We start from the raw sequence: 26,009 nt of genomic DNA, 5'->3' as shown, positions 1-26,009 counted from the left end.
ACTATGAATACCACATCTACCACTATAAACCTGTCAGACCGCGAACAGCAGCCCATTGTGTTCTTGACCGCCTACATGTACCCCAGCGAGCTGCAGCCGTTAAAAGAAATGCTGCAAGAAATGATGGATAAGGTTAATGGATATGATCCCGAACAAGCAGAGCTTTGGGGCGGTCTGTGCGCGCTTATGTTTGGAGTTAAGTCCGTAATTCAAAACTTGGATTCAGCGAACAGCAAGGCGGGCGCGTAATGGATGAATCGCTTCGTCACGAAATCCTGCAGCGCCTGGTTGAATTCAAGTTCAAGCCAGAGCAAAACGGCATGCTGCGCGGTGGCATCTGCCCGGCCTGCCAGAAGAAAGAGCTGTACACGAATGCAGAGCACCCCTGGGTGATTCGCTGTGGCCGCCTGAACAATTGCGGTGAAACCAGACACGTCAAAGACCTGTACCCGGATCTGTTTGATAACTGGTCTGAGCGTTACAAGCCCACGCCAGAAAAGCCAAACCCGAACGCTGCCGCTGATGCGTATATGCAGCATGGCCGGGGCTTTGCACTGGCGAAGGTCCAGGGCATGTATACGCAAGAGTATTACTTTGATCAGGAATTGAAGATAGGCAGCGGCACCGTGCGCTTTCCGTTTGCGAATGGCTATTGGGAAAGGATCATCGACCAGCCTTACCGATTCGGCAAGAAAAAGGCGCATTTCAAGTTTGGTACCAAATACCTGGGCCTGTGGTGGAGGCCTGACCCTGTTGTCATTCAAGACAAGAAGGAAATATGGATCGTTGAAGGCGTTTTTGATGCCCTGGCGCTGATGCACCATGATATCCCGGCAGTTGCCCTGGGTAGTTGCAATAACTACCCGGAGGAGGCCTTGCGCAACCTGGCCGCCTCGCGTGGCAACATGGATTGCCGCCTTGTTTGGGCGCTGGACGGTGACAATGCCGGGCGCAGCTATACCAGGAAGCACGTAGAAAAAGCCAGGGCCGCAGGCTGGGAATGCGTGGCAGCGCAGATACCACAGAACGGCAAGAATAAGCTGGACTGGAACGATGCCCACCAACGTGAAGCACTGACTGAGAAGGACATAGAGGAATACCGCTATCACGGTGACTTGCTGCTTACCCGTACTCCGTCTGAAAAAGCCTTGCTGATCTACAAGCATGAAGGCGACCAAACAGAATTTTATTTTGATTTTGGTAATCGTCTGTTTTGGTTTCGCCTCGATCTGGAACGCTATAACAAGGCCAGGGAGCAGCAGGACAACAGCGAGGATTCAAAAAGCTTGTCTGAGTATGCCTTGCGCGACCAGGCGCTGGTGACATCGAGCACGGTCTATGAAATTGCCAATTGCTTGCCGAAGGCTTTGTATTTTCAGGAAAACCTGATTACAAACGAGAGCTGGTATTACTTCCGTGTGTCATTCCCGCATGACGGCAAGCCGGTGAAGAACACGTTTACTGCATCTCAAATTGCATGCTCTGCGGAGTTCAACAAGCGCTTGCTGGGTATGGCTGGGGGCGCTATGTATAACGGCAGCAGCAACCAGTTAAAGCGGATTCTTGCGGACCAGCTTTACAACATCAAGCGTGTGGATACCATCGATTACATCGGCTACAGCCTTGAGCATGGTTGCTATGTGCTGGGTGATGTGGCGATGAAAGACGGCGTTTTGAATGAGGTGAACAGCGAGGATTTCTTTGATATCGGCAAGCTGTCGATCAAGTCATTGAATAAGTCTGTCAATCTGACCATTAACCGCGACCGTCATGAATACCGCACCGATTGGCTGGAACTGATTTGGACGGCCTTTGGTGCCAAGGGCCTGGTCGCCCTCACCTTTTGGTTTGGATCACTGTTTGCGGAGCAGATCAGGTCTAAGCAATCGTCTTACCCTTTCCTTGAAGTAGTGGGCGAAGCCGGAGCCGGCAAATCAACCTTGATTGAATTTCTGTGGAAGCTGTTCGGCCGCAATGGGTACGAGGGCTTCGACCCGGCAAAGTCTAGCCTGGCTGCACGGGCGCGTAATTTTGGGCAAGTGTCTTGCCTGCCGGTAGTGCTGATTGAATCTGACCGCGAACGCATGGGTGAAGATAAAAGCCATGTGAAGTCATTTGATTGGGACGAGCTGAAGACGGCTTACAACGGCCGCAGCATGCGTGCCAGGGGCATGGCGACCGGTGGCAATGAGACATACGAGCCGCCTTTCCGTGGATCGATCGTGATATCGCAAAACAACCCGGTGAATGCGTCTGAGGCGATTTTGTCGCGGATTGTGCATTTGTATTTTGACCGTTCGACGCAGACAGCCGCGTCTGGCGAGGCGGCCGATAAGTTGAAGTATATGTCTGTGGAACAGGTGTCGGGCTTCATTCTGGCCGCTACCAAGCGCGAGAAAGCCATCATGGAGCTGGTGGGTACCAATACCCCTATGTATCTAAAAGAGCTGCGCCAAAACAAAAATATCAAGATGCCGCGCCTGGTGGAAACCCACGCACAAATGCTGGCCCTGGCTGATGCCCTGGCGCTGGTGGTAAAGCTGCCTGAATCGCAGCAGGTGGCATTGAAAGCCCAAATCGTGACCATGGTCGAGGAACGTCAGCAGGTTATCAACAGTGACCATGTGCTGGTGCAGGAATTCTGGGAGGCGTTTGATTATCTGGATAACGGGGATATGTCGATCTTGAATCATTCGCGTGACCCTAACCTGATCGCAGTCAATCTTAACCATTTTCTGCAGGTGGCAACAGAGAAACGTCAGCAAGTGCCGCCATTGCGCGACCTGAAAAAGGTGCTGATGACCAGCAGTCGCCGCAAATTTGTAGAAACAAACCGGGTTGTCAACAGCGTGATCCGCAGTACGCAATCGCCCATGGCCACCCCTTCCACATCAGTGAAATGCTGGATTTTCCAGAATGAAAAATAACCAAAGAAAGGACGAAATATGAGCTTTCAAGTCTATGTAAGAACGGTCACAAGCAAGTATGAATACATCGCCATTGCCCAGGACGCCTGCGCTGTCTTTGGCGCGGCCTATGACTTTTTCGGTGCATGTGGCGTCACAGTGAAACCATGGCGAGGTGAAAAATGATTGTGCCTAAACATCGCATTTTGCAGGAGTTCGCCATTACCTACGCACCAGACAGGGCCAACGCGGCCCGCTTTGATGAAGTTGCCCGGCTGTTGGGTATCGATGCTGAAACAGTAGCCGCAATTGTGGCTGAATCGATGGGGGAAATATGAGGATAATTAAGCTGATATCGTATATGAATGAGGCAGAGGCGCGGGCATTGGCTGTCTTTTTGCGCTCTGACTCTTTGGCAAATTTTTGCTTGACGTTGCCAGGTGCTACTGATGTAGAACTTACCTTGAGTGCAGGCAATCAGCTTGCCCGCGCATTGGCTGACAATGGTTTTTTGCCAAAGTGAAAATTTGACATGAATTCAAAAGTGTCACGAAAATTACAAGCATTACTCAGCATCGAAGTAAATATGAATAACCAAATTAGGAATAATCCATGAGCGATGTAGACATTATCGAACGACTGGCAGCAGCAGTAGCAGAGCGCATCAAGCCAACAGTTCCCTTAAATATTGATCTTTGGGATATTGCCACCATTGCTTCATACATGAAGCGCGATGTGACATCTGTTAGAGAACGGTTTGCTTGTCTGCCAGACTTCCCACCAGCAATTAGATTGCCGTCCGCCAAAGGTAACAGAGCCCAACCACTATATAAGGCAACAGATGTTATAGCTTGGACATTGAAGTACCAAGAACGCCGTGCCTAATCCAAGCGAGCCGCCATATTGGCGGCTGTTTCATTGTAGTAAATCTGCAGCATTCTCAAATCTTTGTGCCCAACCATACGCGCCAGATCAAGAACGTTTAGTTTCTTAGCCAGGCGCGTTATAGCTTCATGCCGGGTATCGTGAAAATTTAAACCTTCGACCAGACACTGGTCCCGCGCTCGTCGGAATAATGTACTCAAACTGGCGGCCGTTAGCATGAATAAAGGTGCCTCTTTTGACTCTGGCTTAGGTAGGCAAGACAATACTTCAAGCGCTTTTTTTGACAGTGGTACATCCCGCTTTGATCCATTTTTTGTCAACCGCAGATGAGCGACAGCGCCATTAATGTCTTCTGCAGTCAAACTACAGATTTCTGATTCACGCATCGCTGTCTCAATAGCAAATATGAATGCAGCACCGACCGCTTATGTTTTTTTAGTGACTGGCTGAAAGTGAAAATCGAGGTTGACACAAAGCCTATCAATTTCATCCTGGCTGATCAATCTGTCACGTGGTAAAGCATTTTTTGGCCGGCGGACGTCTTTTGTCGGGCTTTCCGGTATCCATTTCCATTCTCTGGCCGCAGTCCGTAAGACATGACTTAGCAAGTTCAGGTCCCGGTTAAATGACGCGCCGGTTACTGCCCGCCATTCTTCAGTGCCTTTTAAACGCTGATCGCGGAAGCGCCCTAAGAGATCAGCAGTCACCTGGGCCAGCTCTCTATCTCCCAGTTTGACGCCATCAATCTTATATTCACACATCCAGTTAAGGCGTTTTACTTCCCATTCATGGCCGCGTTTATGAACAGAAACTTCTTTTTCATATCGACGGCATGCATGATCTAGTGTTTTTCCATCAACTATACCAGTTGCAATATTATTACGTAATTCGGTTTCACGAATAGCTGCCCACGCTATCGCCTGGCTTTTTGTAGCAAAAACTTGTGAATCTCTTGTGCCTTTGACATAAACTTGCGCACGCCAGCCCGAAGCCCTTTTTTCAAAACTAGCCAAACTCTATCTCCCGTGGGTAATTGGTGGGTAAATCGTGGGGAGATACTAGCAGAAATTTACTGTTTTTTACGGGGTTTCGATGTTTTTGAAAGTGTGCCAATCGGCTGGAGAGCCTTGCTACGCTTGGCTTTACGATGATTTGCGAGAATTCGCATTTAGGTGCCTGGTCCCGCCGACAGGAATCGAACCTGTATCTTACGCTTAGGAGGCATACGTTCTATCCATTGAACTACGGCGAGACACGGTGAGAAATGGCAAGTTTTGCTTGTGCATTTCTCAATCAGCCCGCCATCTTACCTGAGCTTGGGCCAACAATCAATTCAGCAGATGAGTTTAGGTGCCCCCTAGCGTACAATACTGCTTTTCTCCAATTTATGTCCGCGCATCTCCATGATGCCGGTTCCACAGGGTTTTATGGCAGTTATCTCATTAAGCGATGCCCAATTGGCATTCGGTCACGTTGCTCTGCTAGATCATGCAGAGTTTTCCATAGAGGCAGGCGAACGTGTAGGTCTGATCGGGCGCAATGGTACTGGCAAATCTTCTTTGCTGAAGATCATTGCCCGCACGTCCAAGATTGATGACGGCTTGCTGGTCATGCAGCAAGGCATACAAATCGCCTATGTTGAGCAGGAACCGCAATTTGACATGGAACTCAGCGTATTCGACGCTGTGGCATCCGGTCTGGGTGAGCTGCCAGCCCTGTTGCAGGAATATGAAGCACTGACTGGCCAGTTTGGCGGTGACAATGATGATGCCCTGATGGAGCGCATGCATGACATACAGGTAAAACTGGATGCGGCTGATGCCTGGAGCCTGGGTAACAAGGTAGAAACCACGCTGGACAAGCTGAACCTGTCAAAAGACGCGATCATGGGCACACTGTCGGGCGGTATGAAAAAGCGCGTGGCACTGGCCTGTGCTTTGGTCAGCGCACCGGATGTCCTGCTGCTTGATGAACCAACCAATCACCTGGATTTTTCATCGATACAATGGCTGGAAGCTTTGCTGAAAGACTTTAAAGGAAGCGTGCTGTTCATCACCCATGACCGTAGCTTTCTGGATAATGTAGCGACCCGCATCATAGAACTGGATCGCGGCAAGCTGACTTCTTTCCCTGGCAATTTCACGACTTACCAGACCCGCAAGGCAGACTTGCTGGAAAATGAAGAAGTGGAAAACGCCAAGTTTGACAAGTTTTTGGCGCAGGAAGAAATCTGGATACGCAAAGGCGTCAAAGCCCGCCGCGTGCGTGATGAAGGCCGCGTCAAGCGCCTGGAACAATTGCGCCTGCAACGTAGCGCCCGCCGTGAACAGCAAGGCCAGGTCAAACTGGATGTAGGCTCTGGTGAACGCTCAGGAAAGATCGTGGCAGAACTGGAAAACGTCAGCAAGCGCTTTGGCGAGAAGGTCATCATCGATGATTTCTCCAGCATTATTTTGCGTGGCGACAAGGTTGGTCTCATCGGTCAAAATGGTGCCGGTAAAACTACCTTGCTGAAACTGATTTTGGGGCAGGATGAACCGGACAGTGGCACCATCAAGCAAGGCAGCAAATTGCAGATCGCTTACTTTGATCAAATGCGTGCGCAATTGAATGAAGAAGCCAGCCTGGCGGACACAATCGCCCCAGGTAGTGACTGGGTAGAAGTGAATGGTCAGCGCAAGCATGTGATGTCTTATCTGGGTGACTTTTTGTTCGCCCCTGAACGCGCACGTTCTCCGGTTAAATCACTCTCAGGTGGTGAACGCAACCGCCTGTTGCTGGCCCGCCTGTTTGCCAAGCCAGCCAACGCGCTGGTGCTGGATGAACCGACTAATGATCTGGATATCGACACCCTGGAGTTGCTCGAAGAATTGCTGGAAGAATATACTGGCACCGTTTTCCTGGTCAGCCATGACCGCACCTTCCTCGACAATGTGGTGACTCAGGTTATCGTTGCTGAAGGCGAAGGACAGTGGCGTGAATTTATTGGTGGCTATACCGACTGGGAACGCTATCGCAGCACAGTGCCAGTCACCAAAGCAGCGAAGACCGAGCAAAAACCGACCGTGGCAGCAGTATCGACCATGAGTGCACCGGCAGCAGCCAAGCCGAAAAAGCTCAGCTACAAAGAGCAGCGTGAACTGGAAGAATTGCCCAAGCTGATCGCTTCTCTGGAAGCCGAGCAGGCTTCCATCACCGAAAAACTGGCCGATGCCAATCTGTATAAAAACGGCCCGGAACAAGCCAATCTCTTGAATGCCCGTCATGCTGAGATTGACGAGCAATTACTCGAAGCACTGGAAAAATGGGAAGTGATAGAAGCACGTAGTAAAGGTTAATTGTCCACAGCGCACAGCATCCCTCGCAACTGCAAGGGATGCATTTCAGTAGGGTGCGCCAAGCGCACCACCTCCCCCTCCCAACTCCTTTCCCGCTCTAAGTCCACTCTGTCAGCGAAGATTTTTCATCCCGGTTACCATAGCTGGATGATATATTTTATGCGTTCTTGATGGATAATTTAAGAAGGAGTCGTCATGACAAAAACCGCCAAAATAGCATTGGTCACAGGTGGTAGCCGCGGCATAGGTGCTGCTACGGCAAAGCAACTGGCCGCTGCCGGTTACGTCGTCTGCATCAACTACCTGCACAATCATGAAGCGGCACAGCAAGTCGTGCAAGAGATAGAGGCGCAAGGCGGTACGGCGATTGCCATGCAAGCTGATGTTGCCATTGAAACAGAGGTCGTACGCCTGTTCAATGAAATAGATGCGCGGCTCGGCAAGCTCGATGCGCTGGTCAATAATGCTGGCATACTCATGCAGCAATGCCGCCTGGAAGACTTGACGGCAGAGCGCATCAACCGCCTGCTCAGTACCAATGTCACCAGTTATTTTCTATGCTGCCGCGAAGCGGTGAAACGCATGTCAACCAGGCATGGTGGCAAAGGCGGTGCCATCGTCAATGTCTCTTCAGCCGCTGCGCGCCTTGGTTCAGCCTTTGAATACATTGATTATGCAGCGACCAAGGGCGCAATAGATACGCTGACCAAGGGCTTGTCGGTGGAGGTGGCTGCTGAAGGCATACGTGTCAACAGCGTGCGGCCTGGTTTGATACACACCACCATGCATGCAGATGGAGGCGAGGCGAACCGGGTAGAAAGACTAAAAACCAATGTCCCCATGCTGCGCGGCGGCGCACCTGAAGAAGTGGCCTCTGCCATCAGTTTTTTGTTGAGTGATGCGGCTTCTTATATCACTGGCAGTTTTGTTGATGTGTCTGGCGGGCGGTAATTTTATTGAGATGCGTTTCGTACTGATGTCATTGCTGCCAGCGCCTGCTCCCAGGCCAGCAATTGTGCAGGTGGCTCTTCAAAGCGCAAGCCCAGCAATTCAAATGGTTTTACTGTTAAGCGCCCGCGCTTGAATTTCATTTTGACCAGTAGCTCAGCATGTGGCTCAACATGTAGCGCATCACTTGCGTAGAATGCATGTGAAAAATATGCGCATTTTTCATCTACAAACATGATGCGCGTCTCTACCCGCACTCTCTGGAAAATGTGCATGGGTTTCATGAAACTGGCCAGTTGCGATACATTCACAAAAGCCGTTCCGCTACTCAGCATGGGGCGCAACAAAGCGGTTTTGATGACAAAGTCCAGTTGAGCAGATTCTGCGAACTGGAAGTATTTGTCACTCTTCAACGTCCTGATGCCAGTGTCCCATGGCGTGATCCAGAAATACGAAGTAACACGGTCACCTGCAGTAGCGCGGCAGCGGACTATGCGGTAAGCAAACAGGGCCAGTATGACCGTCAGGAAATTACGGATAAGTCCAGACACGGGCACGTCCTTTTACCGGATTGGGAATTTTGCATCATAACCCGGCAAAGGCTTTTATTGCATTGCTGCGCTGATTCACATCGCTGAATTTTATTGTCCGCCCTCACGCAGATAGGGTGCAGAGTCCAGCGACAGAGCCCGCTTGACCTGGCGCGTAATCTCATCGGCAAACACTTCTTCCCTGCCCTCTGCTATTGCCTCCATTACCTGCAGGGCGACTTGCTGTGGAGTAGATTTTGGCATGGCCAGGTGTTGCGTCATATCGGTATCGATGAAGGCCGCATGTACGCCAACTACCAGCGTACCCTGCGCCCGCAATTCATTGCGCAAACCGTTGGTCAATGACCAGGCTGCGGCCTTGGATGCGCTGTAACCATTGATGCCAGCCAGATTAATCCAGCTCAGGACCGAGAGCATATTGACCAGTGCACCGCCACCATTGGCTTTCAACACAGGGGCAAAAGCCTGGCTCATTGCCAGCATGCCAAAGAAATTGGTGTCGAACTGTGTACGTATGGCAGCCACGCTATCGCTGGCAAGAAATGGTGACGGCTGGGCAATGCCTGCATTGTTGATGAGCAGGTTCACGTCGCCACATGCCTGGGCTGCTGCCAGCACCTGCTGCTGATCTGTGACATCCAGCTGTATGGGATGGAGACCGGGCAGAGTAATTTGCTCAGGGTTCCTGGCCGCCGCATAGACTTTTTTGACGCCCGCATCCAGCAAGGCCTTGGCAAATGCCAGACCTAAACCACGGTTAGCACCAGTAACGAAGGCGACAGTATTCTTGAGTTCCATGATTAATCCTTTTTGATGAATGAGTTTGATAACTAAGTTTGACCGCTAAGTTTGGTAACCAAGCTTGATAAATCAGTTTGATTGGATAGTGTTGCAAGCCAGACCGTCAAAAACTTGCTTTTTCCCCGCTTGAAATCAATCAAGTTAATTAGATTATGATCGTCATATTTTTAGATGTCAATCATCATTTAAATAAATTTCAAATGCTCTTTGTAAAAAAACTGATCAAAGAATGTTACGTAATTTACAAAAATCAGGGGCCTCCCTGCCCCTACAGCTCACCACTGTGCCGGGCAGGATGCTAAAGTAATGAATCTTTATCTCTCTGCATTGGTTAATCAGTATGCGCCCCGCTCTCTTTATTTCACTCGCTATCACCCTGTCACTGCAAGCTGTGCTCATCGTTGGCAGTAGCCTGCCTGGCCAGGCCCAGGCGCAAAACCTGTATCGCTGTGGCAGTACGTATCAGGACAAACCTTGTGATGGCGGGCAAGGTCAAATGATCAAGAAAAACCCCAGCCCTTCTACCTCGGACAAACTGCCCCTGGATGCCAATTGCGTGCGCCGTGGCGAAGAAGCGAAGAAAATGATCTGGTACAAGGAAGGCGGCGCATTGCAGGACAGAATGCTGTCTGAAGCCAAGACTGCCGAGCAGCGCAGAATCGTTGCCGATGTCTATGCCATGAAAGGCAATACCAATGACGTACGCATGAAAATCGAAAGTGATTGTATGGCTGAAAAAGAAGCCGAGCGCAAATTTGGTCCACGCGCGAGTGAAGATGAGGCCAGCCGCCATCAGGCCGCCGAGCGCAAGGCATTGACTGGTGAAAACTCAAAAGACAGCAGCAAGCCAGATTCTGCCGAAGCTGCCCGCAAGCAAAAGCAGTGCGATGAACTACGCAAGCAAATCAATGCCTTGCGTAGTGCTCAAAAAGCAGGTGGAACGGCACAGGACATGGAAACACAGGCCAATAACAAGCGCGACACTGACACCAGTTTGAAAGAGCTGGGCTGTACAAAATAGTAGTGTGCCTGGCCTGAGCGTGCCTAAGCATGCTTAATAATGCTTAATAGTGATGACCAAACAATTCAGCCGTAGTGCGCACCATAATGCGGCTATTGGCTGGAGTCGCAATATTCGACCAGACCCAGTTGTGGTGCTCGACTATTTTTTCGGCTTTCATATGGGGTCTGTCGCCAGTCGTATGCGCATCAGACAGGGCAATCACATCAAAACCATGCGATGCGGCAGCGCGGATTGTCGTATCTACACAAAACTCTGTCGTCAAACCACAAACAATCAGTGTATGCGCCCCTGTGACTTTTAAATGTGTATCCAGGCCAGTACCAGCAAATGAATCACAGGCAGTTTTATCGACGAAAACATCGCCAGGAGCAAATGGCAGTTCAGGTATGACTTCCCACCCTGCAGAACCAGCCAGCGCTTCGTCATTGGCATGACGCACAAAAATCACCTGACCACCATGCTCACGGGTATGCTCTACTGCGCGCTGTATGCGCTTGATGACGTTTACCTTGTCAAAACGCCGGGTTAGACCATGTAACCAGGCATTTTGCATATCGATAATCAGTAAGGTATTCATTGTAGCAAAGCCTAAAAGCACAATATGGCATAAAGCAATATGATACTGCGGATATGGCAGCCAGGTGCAGCAACGCTAGATCTGTTCAAGCTGCGCTGCCAATTGTGCCGCAGTATCCAGCACCAGCAATGCATCTTCGATAACTTTCTGCGCACTATCACCCTCTCCAGCAATTGCGCTGACTATCAGCCGTGCACTGAGACAGACGCGGAGTGCACTAACGGGCGTTTGCTGGCGAACGCCGCACAGCACTGGTTGCCCTAACTGCATATGTTTTTCTTTTTGCAATCGCCTGTATACCAGCATGGTTTGCTCACGATTAAGAAAATGCTGGCCACTGGCGTCCTTGATTAAAAAAGAGAAAATGCTTGGTAACTGGTCCCAGGACACATTTTCATGCAAAGCACCGCGTTCAGGAATGACGATGGGTAGCAAAGCCAGATGAGCGCTATGTTTAAAATAAGACTGGATGGCATGTCCAAATTGCAGGACAAAACGATGGATGGCAGTTTCCGGCAGCTGCCGGAACGCACGTAATTCAGCGAGCGCTGCCACCCAGCGCAGTAGCAAACCTGTATTGACTTGCCTGCCCAGCTTGTCTGCCCCTGGCCAGTCACGCGGCCAGTCGGCACGGCTGGAATATGCTTGCAAAGCCAGCGGCAAACTCAATGATTTGAGCTTTTTTGCTACTGGAGCAGGAACAAACAATGCACCAGAAAAGCTGGGGCCACTTAGAAATTTGGAACCGGTGACTGCGACCAGAAAACCTTGCTGCAAATAAGCATGCAAGCTGGCATTGGATATGCGGAACTGACAAGCATCTACCATCACATGAAAATTGTGGCGATACCGCATGCTTAAACCCGTGGCAACATCGATAGCAGGTGCAATCATGCCCGTCTTGCTGACATCTGCCAGAACCAGCATAACCTGCCTGTGCTGGGCAATTGCCGCCTCAGTCAATGCTCTCACCTCTGTATCAACATCTTGCAAATTGCGCGCACTGCCATCGCCCGCCCTGATGCTTACAGTGCGCAATTCTGTGGGTATGCTGCCAGGAATAGTTTCGCCTGCAGAGACGGTGACATCAAGAGCAGAACGGTTGCTGAAATGCTGCCCGCTTAAAGCGGCTGGTACCGAGCTGCCTGTTTCACCTGGCTCGACCATGATCACCAGCATGGGCAAGGCAGGATGACCGGCTTGTGATGACAAGGCGAGCATTTGCGCTGCAATCAAATGCAGGTCGGTACCTGAGGCGGCGAAGACCACATCAGTCGCGGCCAGGTCGGCAGATTTACCCTCCCCTGTTAATCCACATAATTGCTTTAACTCTTGCCTGGCAAGTTCAAGCTCATGTTCTGCTAACAGGTAATATTCTGCCTCGCCATCGACGGCTGCCAGTTTTTGATAAACAGCGTCGGCAGCAGACCGTGCCATATCAGAGATTGTTGATGCAGTCGCAGAACCAAAGGCCAGCGACAAGCTGTCTGGCACAATGCCGCACCCGTATTTATTATAGCCATCATCGTCTAAAGCGATACGCGCATCGCCACCGCCTGTCAAAAGCTGATCGAACGATGGGAATGCGGTATGAGTTTTATTTGACATGGTTAGGCATGGGCTTGTGCAATCCGGTACAGGCTAGCCTTGATAGGCTGGCGACATTCTGGCTGTCTTGATCAGCAAATCCCTGAATGCGGCAAATAATTTTTTCATCGGCTCCTGCTTGTAGGGGAACATATCGACCGGGTCCATCGCATGCACAATCATGTCGCTATCGACTTCAAAAATCAGCAGCTTGCCGTCCTGGGTCTCGCCACAGTCTATGCCGACATAATCAAGGTCCAGGCGTTTGAATATTTCTGCAAATGCTGTTGCATTCCGGGGCACAAAATCTTCATCAAAGCTCTGCATGAAGCGTGCTTCTTCATCCCGTTTTTCTGCGCTGTCTGTCATGCCTGCGTTCAGATAATGGATCATCCAGTGCCTGGAAATACCCATGTGAGAGATAAAGGGTTTGCCATCGATCAGGATAATGCGGTACTTCCTGAACTGACCATCTGCAAGGCTGCGGTAATCAACAAAGCGGGCGATATAAAATTCTTCACTTGGCACGGCTTGCAGGTAATCTGGCACATCTTCAGCCGACAATACTTTGCGCAGGCCATGGCCCGCATGTGAACCCAGAGGTCGGGCAATGATGGGAAAATCATCACCACCCAAAATACTGCTGACAGCCACCTCGCCGCCACCTATGTGCTCCAGCGTTTGACGGCTGATACGGGCTGACGTTGGCATGGCGACACCCGGCGCGTTCTGCAGCAAGGCGCAGGCCCGGTCGCGGCCCAGGTGGGTAATGCGTTCAGGTGCGTTTAACACTGGTGTGGGCCAGGTCTGGATAATCTCTTGCAGGTCAAGCAGCAAGCTGTTCTTGTCATCTGCCTCACCCACAGCAACAAACATAACATCATGTGGTGGCAACTGTTCCACTGCAGGTATGCCTGCGCCTACATATAACAAATCAAGTGCGATGTCGGAATCTTCGACCAAAAATTCAAGCGGGGTATTGGCCATCAGGTCACCGTCTGTCATGAGTGCCAGCAGGCGCAAGGTGGGTTCGCGGGTCGTGGGGACAGAATACAGCGGCTGCAGGCGCAATGCCTCCATCTGGGTGGACAAAGCCGCATCACGATGACCGAGCAAGATTAATACCGTTGCCAGGTTCATGAGTGCATGCGCGTCATGCGGATGTTTTTCTGCATAGGCGATCAATTCTTTACCCAGGGGTTTTAAATCGCCACCGGAAAAAGCAATGCGCATCAGAGGTGCCAGGCCTATCAATTTACTTTGCGCTGGCTTGTTTTCTGCAACAAGGGATTCGTCGATATTGGTCATATTCTCAATCACCCGAAGTATGAATTTGCTCGCCTATGGCGAGAGTTGCATTGAGCAAAGCGTCTATATCGGCAGAGGTAGTTCTGTGATTGACGATTGCCGCGCGTATGGCAAGCCGCTTGTTGATGATGGTGGTCGATGGTGCCGCTATTCCTGACTCTTGCAAGGCCATCACGATACGGGCATTGAGTGCATCAAGGGCTTCATCACTGAGGCCATCAACAAGGTAGCGGAAACAGACGATATTCAAGGCGACCGGTGCCATCAATTCAAATCTTGGATGTGCCTGGATGCTGTTTTTCAGATACTGCCCCAGCTCGCAAGTATGGGCAATCATCTGGCCAAGACGTTCTGCGCCGTATACCTGCAAAGTGAACCAGGTTTTGAGTGCCCTGAAGCCGCGTGACAAATCAGGGCCAAAATCACAGGGCCAGGGTGAGCCGCCTGCCAGGCCCTTGCTCTCACGCCGCAAATAACTGGCTGGCGTGGCAAAGGTCGCATAATGGGCATCGCTGTCACGCACCAGAATAAAGCCGGCGTCATAAGGTACTTGCAACCACTTATGAAAATCAAAGGCAATAGAATCAGCCCGCTCTATCCCAACCAGGCGTGCAGCAATAAAGGGAGATAGCATACCCAGCGCACCAAATGCACCATCAATATGGAACCATAATTTTTCAGTGCTGGCGACATCCGCCAGGGTCTGCAAATCATCAATCGCACCAACATCCACTGAACCGGCAGTACCTACCAGCATGAATGGCGTCAATCCCGCCGCGCGGTCTGCCACAATTGCTGCCTGCAATGCGCCGACATCCATCTCAAAGCTGGCATTCATGGGGATGACGCGCAAGGCGTTTCTCCCCATCCCGGCCATATCCATGGCCTGGGCAACGCAACCATGCGCTCCTGCTGAGGTATAAGCCACCAGCCGTTCAGGAAAAGCCGTGAGCCCTTGATGCCTTACCTCTGCACCCAGAGCGCGCGCCCGCGCTACCAGTACGGCAATGAAGTTAGCCATCGACGTGCCAGTAACAAACAGGCCGCTGGCAGTATCCGGAAAATGAAATAGCTCGCTGACCCAGCGCGTTATCTGACGCTCGACTTCTATCGGTATATGATCACGCCCACCGAGATTCGCATTCAATCCCGCTGCCAGCAACTCCGCTAAAGTACCGACAGGGTTGCCACCACCCTGCACCCACCCCATAAATCCAGGATGGCTATTGCCTACTGAATACGGCAAGATATTTTCCATGAATTGTTGGTGCACGTCACCGAGCTCTGCCGGCGCAGTTGGCAAACCCGACTGGAACTTTGCGCGCACTTCATCCGGTATCACTTGCCACACCGGGCGCTCGCGTATGTGTTCTGCGTAATCAAGGATATCGTCCAGCATGCGATGTCCCTGCGCACGCAGGGCCTGCCAGTCATCCGGATCCAGTGAGTTCTTTGGCGGTACGGTCATTCAGATATCCATCCGTGAATAATTGCAGCATAAAGACAAGAAACGCCTAAGCTTATTCACATTATGGATGAGCGGGTGGAAAATGAAGTGCCGAATAAAGCAAATTTTGCTGCTTTATTGATGCAAACGAATAGTTCAATAGCAAGAAGTGGCCTAAAGGCAACGCTTTATTCCACTTGCTTATGTCCAGAGCTTAGGGGGAGAATTGTCAATTACCAAGGTATTCAGCAAATAACTGTTTCCTGGAGCGGGCTCGTGGGCTGGACCAGTAATCTGCCACTTCCATGATAATTTCATCGCCAGAACGAATGCTCAATCGATAAGGCTTTGCCATGATCACGCTATGCACATACATGGCAAAAGCCTCGGCAAAATCATCATAGGCATTGGTTGCGGCATACAGACTGGAAAAACCGGTTTTTTCCAGCGCCTTGTAGATGCCGGGAATTAAATCTCCCGCAACTTGCTGATCACTATAGAAGTGCAAGTCCTTGCGGTGCTCAAAATCATGTCTGAGCAAAGGAATGATGTCGCCGTTCATGGCGATTTGCCAGGACAGACTCAAGTAACTATATTCTTCAGTCGATTTGAATTTTTGCGAACCTATCCACCAGTCGGGTAAAAATTCGCTATTGGCAGTCAGCACATGACCAAATTCATGCAAGAGCAAAAACTGCATGGCATTTTTGCGGTTATCGTTTTCCGCTGCTTCAATTTGCAGATGGACTTGAAAAGCCGAGCCCGGCAAAAATGGCGTATTTTCTTTCCAGCTCGCCCAGTCATTGGCAGTGCGACCTAAAAAAGCGTCGGCATCCATAAGTATCGCAAGGCCGAGCACCTTACCATCCGGGCCTGCAACAACGTCAGTCACCGCAGATGATCCCAGGCCGCACCCTAAATAGACACCCAGCAGGGGTTTATCCAAAAGCTGCAGCACAGAAGGTGGCATGTCCACTATCGCTGCGCGGATATCGCTTAAAAAATCGGAATTAAGTTCTGCTTGCGCAGACAATCGGTCAGCAGAAGTGCTTTTATTCACTTTCGCAACATAGGCCAATAATTCTTCAGGTGCTTTACCTATCCTGTCGGGGAGGGGAAGATTTGCTTGCTTTAACCAGTATTCAACATCAGAGCTGACAATCACTCTTTATCCATTCATGCATGGTCGTTCAACAAAACACCTTTTTTACCTTCCAGATCACGGGCTATAGCCAGCACTTCTTTTGAAGGAATTTGGCGCAAAACGACATTGGTTTCATTATCAACAATCTGCACCACTACTTTACCGGAGTCATTATCGAGGTTGAGATTCACGCTTTTATTCAAACCTATGGCGCGGTTGATCTGATCGACAGAGTTCTTGAGTTCTTTAGCTGAAATATCACTTTGGGGCTGGCTGTCTTTGCTGACCGCACTTTTAGCGACGTCAGCAACTACCGGTACAGGTGCCGCTTTAGCAACGACTGGTGCAGCCTTGACATCTTGCCGGGTATCAACACTGACACCGCCAGTGGCCCCACCTGCTATTTGATTGATGCTCATTTTGCTCTCCAGCCCTAAATTAAACCACGTGACGGATTACCGCATATTGTGTATTACGGTCGTTTTTGTCAAAAGTTTAGGTTTATTCTTGAAAGCAGCTTAATTTAATAGGTGCTTAGTGCGAACGAATAGGTGAACAGATATATGAGCAGATGTAAGCAAGCATTTGGCTGACCTCATAGAATTATATTAAATATAACATTATAAAAAATCAATGTTTTATTTTTATCAAACTGGACCGACCTTGTTCATAACAATAAGTCATTCATTTCTGCGCTGGAAAACAAGTCGATCAATCCATCAGCCACTGCCCTTACCCTAGGTGATCGGCGCACATCATCATGCATGACCAGCCAAAGTTTTCTGCGCAGAGGACAAGCCTGATGCTCAATACGGTGCAGCTCGCGGTGACTCTGGCGCAAATAATGCGGTAATACGGTTACGCCAAGGCCTGCCGCCGCGCATTGAGCCAGCACCATTTGGTCATTACTGCGCAGCATGACTTTGCGCTGCGCCAGATAATCTTCCAGCCATTGATGATGGGGCGTTGCAGAGTTTTTTTCATAGGCGACAAATTCCCAATCTTCTTCCTTGCGCTTTTTCAGATAAGTTTTGCTGGCGTACAATCCATAGCCCACACTGGCCAAAGGCTTGATCACCAGACCCGCCGTTTGTGGGCGCGCCATTCGTAAAGCGATGTCTGCCTCGCGCTTGCCCAGACTGACCTGGTGGCGCTCTGCCTGTAACTCCAGCTCCACGCCGGTCAAACTGGCGCAGAGTTTTTTAAGCTGGGGCGCGAGTACAAAAGTCGATAAACTGGGTGGTGCAGAAATACGCACTATACCTTCCATTTTGCTGGTACTGAGCGCTTTTCTCTCAAAATTGAACCAGCGCTCTTCCACTTCCCGTGCGTGGGTAACCAGGTCATGTCCTTCTGTGGTCAGTTGCCAACCGCGCACCAGTCTGTCGAACAGACGCAGCTTCAATGCTGACTCAAGCGCATCAATCCGCCGTGCAACCGTCGTATGTTCTACCTGCAGGCGACGCGCAGCCCCGGTCAGCGTACCGCAATCGACCAGTGCCAGAAAATAGCGTAAATCATCCCAATTCATCATGGTGCAATTATGCACAGTCCAGGCGAATTTTTCAGTAATTTTCTTTCGATCCGGTTTTAATTAAGCTGCACATCAGATAAACAGACATAGGGTCTGAGCAACTGATGATTACAGCAAAGCGAGGAAATATGCGAGCTATACAATTTTTTTCACAAGGTGGGTCAGAAGTACTTGAAGTGCGCGACCTGCCAAGGCCGACGCCAAAAGACGGGGAAGTCCTGGTACGCGTAGATTACGCCGGCATCAATTACGCCGATGTGTATCAGCGCAATGGACAAAACCCGGCTTCCCTGCCCTGCATACCGGGGGCAGAAGGTGCGGGCACGGTGGTCGAAGGCAATGCGGAACTAACACCCGGCACCAGAGTAGCCTGGCTGTCACAACCTGGCTCTTATGGCGAATACCTGGCGATTCCAGCATGGAAGCTGATCACGTTGCCAGCGGAAATCAGCACGCTAGAAGCCGCAGCGGCCATGCTGCAAGCCGTCACCGTGCAATATCTGACCGAGACCAGTTATCGCGTGCAATCTGGCGATACCGTGCTGGTGCATGCTGGTGCTGGCGGAGTTGGTTTATTGCTGACCCAGATACTGAAACATAAGGGTGCCATCGTTATCAGCACGGTATCCAGTGAGGAAAAAGCAGAGCTGACCAAAGCCGCTGGAGCAGATCACGTGATTTTGTATACGGAAACTGACTTTGTTGTGGCGACCAGGGAGTTGACCCAACAAAAAGGTGTGCATGTGGTGTATGACTCAGTCGGACTGACTACTTATCTGGGCAGCATGGCTGTCTTGCGCCCTTTAGGCAGCCTGGTCTTGTTTGGGCAGTCCAGCGGGAATGTGCCACCGATAGACCCCATGCACTTGTGCCGCCAGGGCTCACTGTTCTTCACGCGTCCCACCCTCGCCCATCACATTGCTGACGCCGAAGGCCTCAAGTACCGTAGCCAACGGGTTCTTGGCTGGTTGCGCGAAGGCGTATTGCGCTTGCGCATACATCAGGTTTATCCACTGGAGCAGGCTGCCAGAGCCCATACAGATCTGGAGTCACGCCAGACGACAGGCAAATTACTACTGGCAATCAGTGACACAGCAAAAAATATACAACAAGGAAAATGACATGAAAACCGCAGTTAAAACCGCAGTTAAAACCTCAGTGAAAACCCAAATTAACAACATCATCGCTGTGATTTGCCTGCTGGCCCTGAGTCTGCCAGTCAGCGCTTTCACTGAACAGGAAGTTGATAAGAATGAACAGGCACAAAAATACCTGGCAGGTACCTGGACACTGTTGGCTGCACCAGAAATTCGCGCCGACGGCAGCCGTGGCGAAACCTTTGGGCCAAATCCGCAAGGCTTGCTCATCATTGATGGCACTGGCCGTTATTCACTGCAAATCTACAAATCCGAACGCAGCAAGTTTGCCGCAGGCGACAAACGCAAAGGTACGGAAGCAGAATACCGCGCTGCGGCCCTCGATACCAGCTCACACTATGGTCGCTGCTTTATTGATACCGAGAGAAATGTGCTGGTCTTCAGAATAGAACATGCATCCTTCGCTAACTGGGATGGCAGTGAGCAGGCCCGGCAGTTTGAGTTAAAGGCTGACGTACTTAGTTATCGCGTACCCGCCGGCGCTAGCGGCAATGGCACAACTGCTATCTCCACCTGGAAAAAGCTGCATTAGCCTAGTTGCTTTAACCATTTATTTTCCACAACAGTTTGTGGTAAAGCATCTGCGATGAGAGGTCGCAAGCGCTAATGCACTTGACTTAATATCAACTCCATGCGATTGTCCAAGCTCCAAAAAAATTAAAGTGCATGGGAAAAACACAAGCATGGATAACTTTCAAAACAATGACTTTTCAGTAAGTCAGCAATCATCAAGTGGCACTTTGCAACTTGAGTTCAGGGGAAGTGGCAGCGAATATTTCCGTATCTGGATAGTTAATTTATTGCTCAGCATTATCACCCTGGGTATTTATTCTGCCTGGGCCAAGGTACGCCGCAACCGTTACCTGTATTCCAGCACGCATCTGGGTGGCAGCAGTTTTGAATATCATGGGAATGCCATTGCCATACTCAAGGGTCGCATCGTCGCTTTTGTTTTTTTCTTTGGCTATCAGTTAGCATTTAAACTTGATCCTAGCATGATCCTGGGATTATCCATGATGTTGATGATGGTTGTGGTCATGCCATGGCTGGTATGGAAGAGCTTGCAGTTCAAGCTGTATAACTCCAGCTACCGTGGCATACGTTTTGGTTTTCGTGGCACTGCAGGGCAGGCATACAGCACCTTCTTGTTATGGCCGCTGCTGACAGCGTTCACTCTGTATTTGCTGGCCCCCGTATTCCATCAACGCCTGAAAAGATTCCAGCACAACGAAAGCCGTTTCGGCAGTACACATTTTTCTTTCAATGCTGGCGCTGGTCAATTTTACTGGGCTTACCTGGTCGGTATAGGCATTATGCTGGCTGGCATTATTGTTATTAGCGTAGGTTTTGGCAGTACAGTGTTGGCCTTGTTTGCAGGTGGTCAAGGTGACAAAGTAAATATTGCGGCGATGTCCTCATTTGGCCTGTTTGTCTTCGTCCTGTATATGTGGATGTTTGCGATCTACCCCATCTTCCTGACCTTGCTGCAAAACCTGATCTGGAACCATACCAAACTCGGTGATCACCAGTTCAGGAACAATCTGCAATGGGGTCGCATGACTTTTATTGCCATCACCAATATACTTGGTATTGTTTGCACCCTGGGCCTGTTTATCCCGTTTGCACAAATTCGTTCCCTGCGCTATCGCGTTGAAAGCCTGCAACTGGAAGTCAATGGCAGCCTGGATGACTTCATCGCTGAAACACAAGAACAAGTCAATGCAACTGGCGAAGGCATGGCTGATTTACTGGATTTTGATTTATCTCTATGAACAAAGTTGCCGCCATCTATTTTGATGGCAAAACCTCGCGCCTGCACCAGGTTGAGTTTTCGGTGCAGGGCGATATCGCCCAGGTATGCGAAGCCAGCAATACACTGCATGCAGCGGTCATACGCAGTTGCCCGCTGTCAGAATTGCGGGTATCTGAGCGCACCCGGCATGCCCCTCGCAAAGTCACCTTCAGCGATGGTGCCTACCTGGAAATAAATGACCATACCAGCTTCAATGCCATACTTGACAGTACTGGCTACCAGGATTCTGCCGTGGTTCAATTGCAGCAGAGCTGGACAGGCACGCTGGCAGCTCTCGCGGCTGTCATAATGACCCTGACCCTCGGTTACCTCTATGGCTTGCCTGCGGCAGCCAAGGTGGCGGCGTTCTCTACCCCCGTATCGGTAGAGCGCAAGCTGGGTGACGGGGTACTGGAATTTTTGGACAAGCATATATTCCAGCCGTCAAAACTGCCCGCAGCCAAACAGGCAGAATTGCGTGAACGCTTCCAGCGCTTGCGCCCACCGCGTGAAGGCAGCCCTAAATATCAACTGGTGTTTCGTAAAAGTGCCATAGGCCCAAATGCCTTTGCCCTGCCATCTGGCGACATCATCATTACCGATGAAATCATTGCCCTTATGAAGGACGATGATGCGGTCATGGGCGTGCTGGCCCATGAACTTGGGCATTTGCATGAACGCCACATGACACGCCGTATCATACAAAGTTCTGCAGTAGGTGCCGTCGCTACTTTGCTGTTTGGCGACGTGTCAGCAGTAATTGCCAATATACCGACGCTGATGCTGGATATGAAATATTCGCGCGATGCTGAAACTGAAGCGGATGACTACGCCATGCAAATGATGGATGCCAATGGCATAGCCCGCGAACACCTGGCGGCAGCTTTTGAAAAGCTCGAAGCCCTGGCACCTGGCATATCACCTTACATCTCCAGCCACCCCTCCGGTAGCGAACGCGTCATGCGCATACGCGGCAATAATTGAGGAAAGCTCAAGACCGCGACTAATTACGGTCTTGAGCCGGCTGTCTCCATTCGAGCACACTTAAACTGAGCATAAGCAGCGACAAATCAGCACCATTTGTTATGGTGCTGATCACGGCAGCAGTATCTGCCTGGCATCAGCCTCGCTTCTACTATTTCCGTGCCTGCAAACGCTGTTCCAGTAACTTCAAACGCCCGCGTATTTCTTCACCAACTGCAATTTGTGGATTGGAATAACCGTCACTCTTGCCAGCCTCTTCTTCACGTTGCTTGATGATGGGTCTCGATGCTGCATGTGCTGTTTCAAAAGACAGTGTCTTGTTACGCAACTGCTCGTCATACATGGCACGGCCAAAGAAGGTCAGATCGGATTTACTGCCGCAACCGTAAGAAGTATGATCGGCATCTGATGCCGTCATGACCAGGGATTTCGCATCCGACAAAGGTGCCACCCAGTTACCCGCAAAGCAAGCTGAAATTGAAATCACGCGGTACTTGACACCCGCCTCATCCAGCCATTTTTTCAAGTCTTCTGGCGTAACCGACTTCACGCTGAGTGGCCACATCCCGGCTGATAACTCTCCATCACTGGCACCATGTGAAGACATGTGCAAGAACAGGATATCTTCATTGACATCCATGCGTTTTGCCATCTGTTGTATGGCGCGCTGCAGATTCAAGGGTGTAGCCCAGGGCAGGCTATGGATGGTTCCCGGATTATTCACCAGTTGCAGACTGCGCCCCTCTGCATCAAAACGTTTCGCCATCACTTGCGTGACCATGCTGGTCTCATTCAGGAAAACATTTTCTTCGCCATAGGGGGCAAAACTGAGGCTGTACAAGTCTATGATGCCTGGTCTGTGTGCTTGCAGTGCCTCGAGTTTTTGGTTCAGCAAAAGCGCTTGCTCCTCGAATATTTCCTGAGTAATTTCGGGGGACTTGATCTCTGTATCTTCTTCATTTTTTTCTGTCTTTTCCTGAACCGGATACCAGAATTGTGTTGCATTGGTGCTGATACCCAAAGCACCAGCCGCTGCCATGGCGATGATGACAGACAGCATGGCAAGTACGCGCCTGTCACTGGCGCGCCAGAAGAACAAGCACTGAATAAACAAAACTACGACAGGTGGCACAAGATAGACCAGCCATTGCATGCTCATGGATAATTTTGACAGATCATACCAACCCATATGTATGAGTAAAGCGCCGATAGTGCAGATGACAACATTCAATACCAACATTTGAGCAAGTGCCAGCACAAAAAAATGCGCCGCATCCGGTGCTCTGCTGTCAGAAGTTGCATGGTTTCCTGGCGCTTGTATACTCACTGGCCGCAAGCAGTAACATCCCCAGGCAAGAGCAGCGAATTCCAACCAGCCTGAAGCCAGAACCTGCCAATAAAACCGGGCAGCGCCAACGAACATGAGGCGCTGTAGGCCTATATGGCAGCTCAAGTAAAAGAACATCAATAGCGCGATCAGCCAGGGTGATGCTGGCAGCCCCTGCCACTTCGGTTTTAAGCAAATACTCACGCGCATGGCCTCTACCAGCAAACGACGCAGGGCGGCAGCATGGTTGACGCCTGGGTCCTCTTGGGATGCTGCGACTGGTGCCAGGGGCAGCGCGTCTCCCTCTGGTTCAGCGCTGTGTGCCGCACTATTTGCTGTTAAAAATTCCGTCATTCAATTACCTGTTAAAAAATACTCGAAGATGATATTCACAGCCTTGCAGTAAAACCTGTATCGACGAATAAACGCCTCAGAAAAACACCGGTTCAACTTCCAATAACACGCCAAACTTGCTCATCACATCCGCCTGCACGGCCTGCGCCAGTGCCCTTACCTCTGCCCCGCTGGCACCGCCATGATTAACCAGCACCAGTGCCTGTTTTTCATAGACGCCTGCCTTGCCCAAATGCCTGCCCTTCCAGGCACACTGATCGATCAGCCAGCCAGCTGCCAGCTTGTAGTCACCACTATCTTGCTGATAGCTAACCAGTCCGGGGTAAGCAGCCAGCAAGCTGTTGCGCAAACTCGCGGGGACTATCGGGTTTTTGAAAAAACTGCCTGCATTGCCTATCTGGGCTGGATCTGGCAATTTTGCCTGGCGTATGGCGATGACAGCATCACTGATATCTGTGGCGCTGGGATTGGCAATCCGGTGCTGGCTTAAATACTGCGAGACATCGGCATAACCCAGCTTTGCCTGCCAGCGCTTGGGCAAGGCAAAGCGCACACTGAGTATGACCATGCGATCTTTATATTCCTGCTTGAAAATACTGTCGCGATAGGCAAAGCGGCATGCAGCCTTGTCGATTTCCACCATCTGACCTGTGACAAAATCAAAAGCGCTCAGACTGCTGAAGACTTCCTGGATTTCGATTCCATAAGCACCTATATTCTGTATGGGTGCCGCACCTACCGTGCCTGGTATCAGAGACAGGTTTTCCAGTCCACCCAAGCCTTGTTCCAGTGTCCACAGCACAAATTCGTGCCAGTTCTCGCCTGCGGCGGCCTGCACATACACATAGTTGTCGTCTTCAGACAGAATTTGCCTGCCCTTCATGCACATCTGTAAGACCAGCGCATTGACATAATCAGACAAAACGAGATTACTGCCGCCCCCTAATATAAGGCGCGGTAAGGTTTTCAGGTGGGCATCAGCAAAAATGGCTTGCAGTTGCGCCAACTGCTGAATACGCAAAAACTGGCTGGCGCGGGCGGCGATGCCAAAGGTATTGAGGTTTTGCAGAGAATAATCTGCTGAAAATGTGAGTAAATTCGTCATAAGACCCAAATTATAGCCTTTGCTCTCTCATGCCTGCCTGCATTTGCTAAAATGGCGTTTAATTCATTATTTTAAGCAAGGAAGCAAGATGCCCTCTTTCGATACCATCTCTGAAGCCAATATGGTTGATGTCAAGAATGCCATAGACCAGACCAATAAGGTAGTCACCAATCGCTTCGACCTCAAAGGCAGCAGCGCCAAAGTTGAACAAAAAGACCGTGAACTGACTATTTACGGCGATTCAGAATTTCATCTCGACCAGGTTCGCCTGGAATTGACCATGACCCTGGCCAAGCGCAATGTCGATGTACGCTTTCTCGACATGGGCAAGATAGAAAAAATCGGTGGTGACAAAGTCAAGCAAGGCATCAAGGTTAAAAACGGCATAGAAACCGAAGATGCCAAGAAAATCGTCAAAGCGATCAAGGACAGCAAGCTGAAAGTGCAAGGCAGCATACAGGGCGATGCAGTGCGCGTGACTGGCACCAAGCGAGATGATTTGCAAGCTGCAATGGCCATGTTGCGCAAGGAAATCAAGGACCTGCCTCTGGAATTCAATAACTTCCGCGATTGATCAGCATGCGCCTGCCTGTGAAAAAACTGAAACTTTTAAGTACCGTGTGCCTGTTAGGCTGTGTCGCAGTGGCGCATGCCACTGACATAGGCGTGGTCGGTTTATTTCCGGGCAAGGCCATATTGGTGGTAGATGGTGCGCCACCAAAAACCTACAACGTCGGCAGCAATATTGCCAGCGACGCCAAGCTCATTGACGCTGACCGTGAGTCAGCCACTGTCATGATCAATGGCAAGCGCAAGTTACTGACAATGGGGCAAACTGTGCATCGTTCGGCACCAAGCAGTGGTAGCAGCGTTGTCTTGAAGGCAGGTGATCGCGGCCATTTCACGGCACCAGCAATGATTAATGGTGTCAGCATCAATATGCTGGTGGACACAGGTGCCAGCCTGATCGCCTTGCCAGCAGCAGATGCAGTCAGGCTAGGCATTAATTACAGGCAAGGCAGGCCAGGTAGCGCAAGTACTGCAGGCGGCGTAGTGCCCACTTATCTAGTCAAACTGGATACAGTCAAAATTGGTGATGTGGAATTGTACCAAGTCGAAGCGTCCATCATAGAACAAGGCCTGTCCACACCCTTGCTGGGTATGTCTTTCCTGAACCGTATGGAAATGCGCCGCGAAGGCGATCAGATGACGTTGACGAAGCGGTATTGAGTTTAACCGA

27 protein-coding genes and 1 tRNA gene are annotated in these 26,009 nt (G+C 50.5%); 14 read left to right on the top strand and 14 right to left on the bottom strand.

All coding sequences use genetic code 11. The features are described from left to right. The first annotated feature begins 3 nt into the window (after positions 1 to 3). The 5 genes from ACO0LN_RS11730 to ACO0LN_RS11710 all read left to right on the top strand — a co-directional run bounded on the left by ACO0LN_RS11730 (position 4) and on the right by ACO0LN_RS11710 (position 3,791). Positions 4 to 249: a hypothetical protein gene (locus ACO0LN_RS11730; protein ID WP_422973906.1), complete on the top strand. Its 246-nt coding sequence runs from the start codon at positions 4 to 6 to the stop codon at positions 247 to 249. After that, the gene (locus tag ACO0LN_RS11725; protein ID WP_422973904.1) at positions 249 to 2,927 is read left to right on the top strand and encodes a toprim domain-containing protein; all 2,679 of its coding nucleotides are present in this window, start codon (positions 249 to 251) and stop codon (positions 2,925 to 2,927) included. The genes ACO0LN_RS11730 and ACO0LN_RS11725 overlap by 1 nt, the downstream gene beginning before the upstream one ends. 18 nt (positions 2,928 to 2,945) lie before the next feature. Continuing rightward, on the top strand, positions 2,946 to 3,092 hold the full coding sequence (locus ACO0LN_RS11720; protein WP_186957211.1) for a hypothetical protein: 147 nt from the start codon (positions 2,946 to 2,948) through the stop codon (positions 3,090 to 3,092). Beyond that, positions 3,089 to 3,244 carry a hypothetical protein gene (locus ACO0LN_RS11715; protein ID WP_422973902.1) on the top strand — a complete coding sequence of 52 codons (156 nt, stop codon included), beginning with the start codon at positions 3,089 to 3,091 and terminating at the stop codon, positions 3,242 to 3,244. Before ACO0LN_RS11720 ends, ACO0LN_RS11715 begins: the two co-directional genes overlap by 4 nt. A gap of 274 nt (positions 3,245 to 3,518) precedes the next feature. Beyond that, complete coding sequence (locus ACO0LN_RS11710) at positions 3,519 to 3,791, top strand: hypothetical protein (protein WP_422973900.1); 273 nt, start codon at positions 3,519 to 3,521, stop codon at positions 3,789 to 3,791. On the opposite strand, the gene ACO0LN_RS11705 is transcribed toward ACO0LN_RS11710, so the two are convergent. From ACO0LN_RS11705 to ACO0LN_RS11695, 3 genes are all read right to left on the bottom strand, one after another. Further along, positions 3,788 to 4,198: a site-specific integrase gene (locus ACO0LN_RS11705; protein ID WP_422974359.1), complete on the bottom strand. Its 411-nt coding sequence runs from the start codon at positions 4,196 to 4,198 to the stop codon at positions 3,788 to 3,790. The two genes, ACO0LN_RS11710 and ACO0LN_RS11705, sit on opposite strands and share 4 nt — an antisense overlap. Before the next feature lie 18 nt (positions 4,199 to 4,216). Then, a complete protein-coding gene (locus tag ACO0LN_RS11700) occupies positions 4,217 to 4,804 on the bottom strand; it encodes a hypothetical protein (RefSeq protein ID WP_422973898.1) in 588 nt (195 codons plus the stop codon). 164 nt (positions 4,805 to 4,968) lie between these two features. Continuing rightward, positions 4,969 to 5,043: transfer RNA gene (locus ACO0LN_RS11695), tRNA-Arg, on the bottom strand. A 175-nt stretch (positions 5,044 to 5,218) separates the two neighbouring features. Between ACO0LN_RS11695 and ACO0LN_RS11690 the strand changes: the two genes are divergently transcribed. Next, complete coding sequence (locus tag ACO0LN_RS11690; RefSeq protein WP_422973896.1) at positions 5,219 to 7,129, top strand: ATP-binding cassette domain-containing protein; 1,911 nt, start codon at positions 5,219 to 5,221, stop codon at positions 7,127 to 7,129. A gap of 195 nt (positions 7,130 to 7,324) precedes the next feature. Beyond that, positions 7,325 to 8,080, top strand: a complete 756-nt coding sequence (locus ACO0LN_RS11685) for an SDR family oxidoreductase (RefSeq protein ID WP_422973894.1) — start codon at positions 7,325 to 7,327, stop codon at positions 8,078 to 8,080. Between the two features lie 2 nt (positions 8,081 to 8,082). Here the strand turns inward: ACO0LN_RS11685 and ACO0LN_RS11680 are convergent, their stop codons facing one another. Together ACO0LN_RS11680 and ACO0LN_RS11675 are read right to left on the bottom strand one after the other, a co-directional pair. Beyond that, the gene (locus ACO0LN_RS11680) at positions 8,083 to 8,628 is read right to left on the bottom strand and encodes a hypothetical protein (protein WP_422973892.1); all 546 of its coding nucleotides are present in this window, start codon (positions 8,626 to 8,628) and stop codon (positions 8,083 to 8,085) included. Between the two features lie 90 nt (positions 8,629 to 8,718). After that, entirely contained in the window at positions 8,719 to 9,426 is a 708-nt protein-coding gene (locus ACO0LN_RS11675; protein WP_422973890.1) for an SDR family oxidoreductase, read from the bottom strand. A gap of 343 nt (positions 9,427 to 9,769) precedes the next feature. On the opposite strand from ACO0LN_RS11675, the gene ACO0LN_RS11670 reads away from it, so the two are divergent. Further along, complete coding sequence (locus ACO0LN_RS11670) at positions 9,770 to 10,450, top strand: hypothetical protein (RefSeq protein ID WP_422973888.1); 681 nt, start codon at positions 9,770 to 9,772, stop codon at positions 10,448 to 10,450. A gap of 43 nt (positions 10,451 to 10,493) precedes the next feature. Here ACO0LN_RS11670 and ACO0LN_RS11665 read toward each other — a convergent pair whose 3' ends face one another. The 7 genes from ACO0LN_RS11665 to ACO0LN_RS11635 all read right to left on the bottom strand — a co-directional run bounded on the left by ACO0LN_RS11665 (position 10,494) and on the right by ACO0LN_RS11635 (position 18,050). Next, positions 10,494 to 11,030: an isochorismatase family protein gene (locus ACO0LN_RS11665; RefSeq protein WP_422973886.1), complete on the bottom strand. Its 537-nt coding sequence runs from the start codon at positions 11,028 to 11,030 to the stop codon at positions 10,494 to 10,496. A gap of 75 nt (positions 11,031 to 11,105) precedes the next feature. Then, the gene (locus tag ACO0LN_RS11660; protein ID WP_422973884.1) at positions 11,106 to 12,638 is read right to left on the bottom strand and encodes a hypothetical protein; all 1,533 of its coding nucleotides are present in this window, start codon (positions 12,636 to 12,638) and stop codon (positions 11,106 to 11,108) included. Between the two features lie 33 nt (positions 12,639 to 12,671). Then, complete coding sequence (locus ACO0LN_RS11655) at positions 12,672 to 13,925, bottom strand: ATP-grasp domain-containing protein (protein WP_422973882.1); 1,254 nt, start codon at positions 13,923 to 13,925, stop codon at positions 12,672 to 12,674. 4 nt (positions 13,926 to 13,929) lie between these two features. Beyond that, positions 13,930 to 15,393, bottom strand: a complete 1,464-nt coding sequence (locus tag ACO0LN_RS11650) for a pyridoxal phosphate-dependent decarboxylase family protein (RefSeq protein ID WP_422973880.1) — start codon at positions 15,391 to 15,393, stop codon at positions 13,930 to 13,932. A gap of 208 nt (positions 15,394 to 15,601) precedes the next feature. Beyond that, entirely contained in the window at positions 15,602 to 16,537 is a 936-nt protein-coding gene (locus ACO0LN_RS11645) for a putative zinc-binding metallopeptidase (RefSeq protein ID WP_422973878.1), read from the bottom strand. 11 nt (positions 16,538 to 16,548) lie between these two features. Then, a complete protein-coding gene (locus ACO0LN_RS11640) occupies positions 16,549 to 16,935 on the bottom strand; it encodes a flagellar protein FlaG (RefSeq protein WP_422973876.1) in 387 nt (128 codons plus the stop codon). A gap of 248 nt (positions 16,936 to 17,183) precedes the next feature. Then, positions 17,184 to 18,050 carry a LysR family transcriptional regulator gene (locus tag ACO0LN_RS11635; protein ID WP_422973874.1) on the bottom strand — a complete coding sequence of 289 codons (867 nt, stop codon included), beginning with the start codon at positions 18,048 to 18,050 and terminating at the stop codon, positions 17,184 to 17,186. 128 nt (positions 18,051 to 18,178) lie between these two features. Here ACO0LN_RS11635 and ACO0LN_RS11630 point away from each other — a divergent pair, with 128 nt between their 5' ends. From ACO0LN_RS11630 to ACO0LN_RS11615, 4 genes are all read left to right on the top strand, one after another. Beyond that, entirely contained in the window at positions 18,179 to 19,171 is a 993-nt protein-coding gene (locus ACO0LN_RS11630) for a quinone oxidoreductase family protein (protein WP_422973872.1), read from the top strand. A gap of 1 nt (position 19,172) precedes the next feature. Further along, positions 19,173 to 19,739 (top strand): lipocalin-like domain-containing protein, encoded by a 567-nt coding sequence (locus ACO0LN_RS11625; protein WP_422973870.1) that lies wholly within the window; start codon positions 19,173 to 19,175, stop codon positions 19,737 to 19,739. A gap of 151 nt (positions 19,740 to 19,890) precedes the next feature. Further along, positions 19,891 to 20,979 (top strand): YjgN family protein, encoded by a 1,089-nt coding sequence (locus ACO0LN_RS11620; RefSeq protein ID WP_422973867.1) that lies wholly within the window; start codon positions 19,891 to 19,893, stop codon positions 20,977 to 20,979. Continuing rightward, positions 20,976 to 21,983, top strand: coding sequence for a M48 family metallopeptidase (locus tag ACO0LN_RS11615; protein ID WP_422973865.1), 1,008 nt, complete (start codon positions 20,976 to 20,978; stop codon positions 21,981 to 21,983). The genes ACO0LN_RS11620 and ACO0LN_RS11615 overlap by 4 nt, the downstream gene beginning before the upstream one ends. 151 nt (positions 21,984 to 22,134) lie before the next feature. Here ACO0LN_RS11615 and ACO0LN_RS11610 read toward each other — a convergent pair whose 3' ends face one another. Next, complete coding sequence (locus tag ACO0LN_RS11610; protein WP_422973863.1) at positions 22,135 to 23,664, bottom strand: C13 family peptidase; 1,530 nt, start codon at positions 23,662 to 23,664, stop codon at positions 22,135 to 22,137. A gap of 76 nt (positions 23,665 to 23,740) precedes the next feature. Continuing rightward, the gene (murB, locus tag ACO0LN_RS11605) at positions 23,741 to 24,769 is read right to left on the bottom strand and encodes a UDP-N-acetylmuramate dehydrogenase (protein WP_422973861.1); all 1,029 of its coding nucleotides are present in this window, start codon (positions 24,767 to 24,769) and stop codon (positions 23,741 to 23,743) included. Between the two features lie 88 nt (positions 24,770 to 24,857). On the opposite strand from murB, the gene ACO0LN_RS11600 reads away from it, so the two are divergent. Next, positions 24,858 to 25,343 (top strand): YajQ family cyclic di-GMP-binding protein, encoded by a 486-nt coding sequence (locus ACO0LN_RS11600; RefSeq protein ID WP_422973859.1) that lies wholly within the window; start codon positions 24,858 to 24,860, stop codon positions 25,341 to 25,343. A gap of 5 nt (positions 25,344 to 25,348) precedes the next feature. Next, positions 25,349 to 25,999, top strand: coding sequence for a retropepsin-like aspartic protease family protein (locus ACO0LN_RS11595; RefSeq protein WP_422973857.1), 651 nt, complete (start codon positions 25,349 to 25,351; stop codon positions 25,997 to 25,999). Positions 26,000 to 26,009 lie beyond the last annotated feature (10 nt).

The organism is Undibacterium sp. TC9W, from assembly GCF_049339865.1.
In the GTDB taxonomy this organism is placed as follows: domain Bacteria; phylum Pseudomonadota; class Gammaproteobacteria; order Burkholderiales; family Burkholderiaceae_D; genus Undibacterium.
The sequence above is the reverse complement of the archived record's forward strand: the minus strand, read 5'-3'. Positions and strand labels throughout refer to the sequence as shown.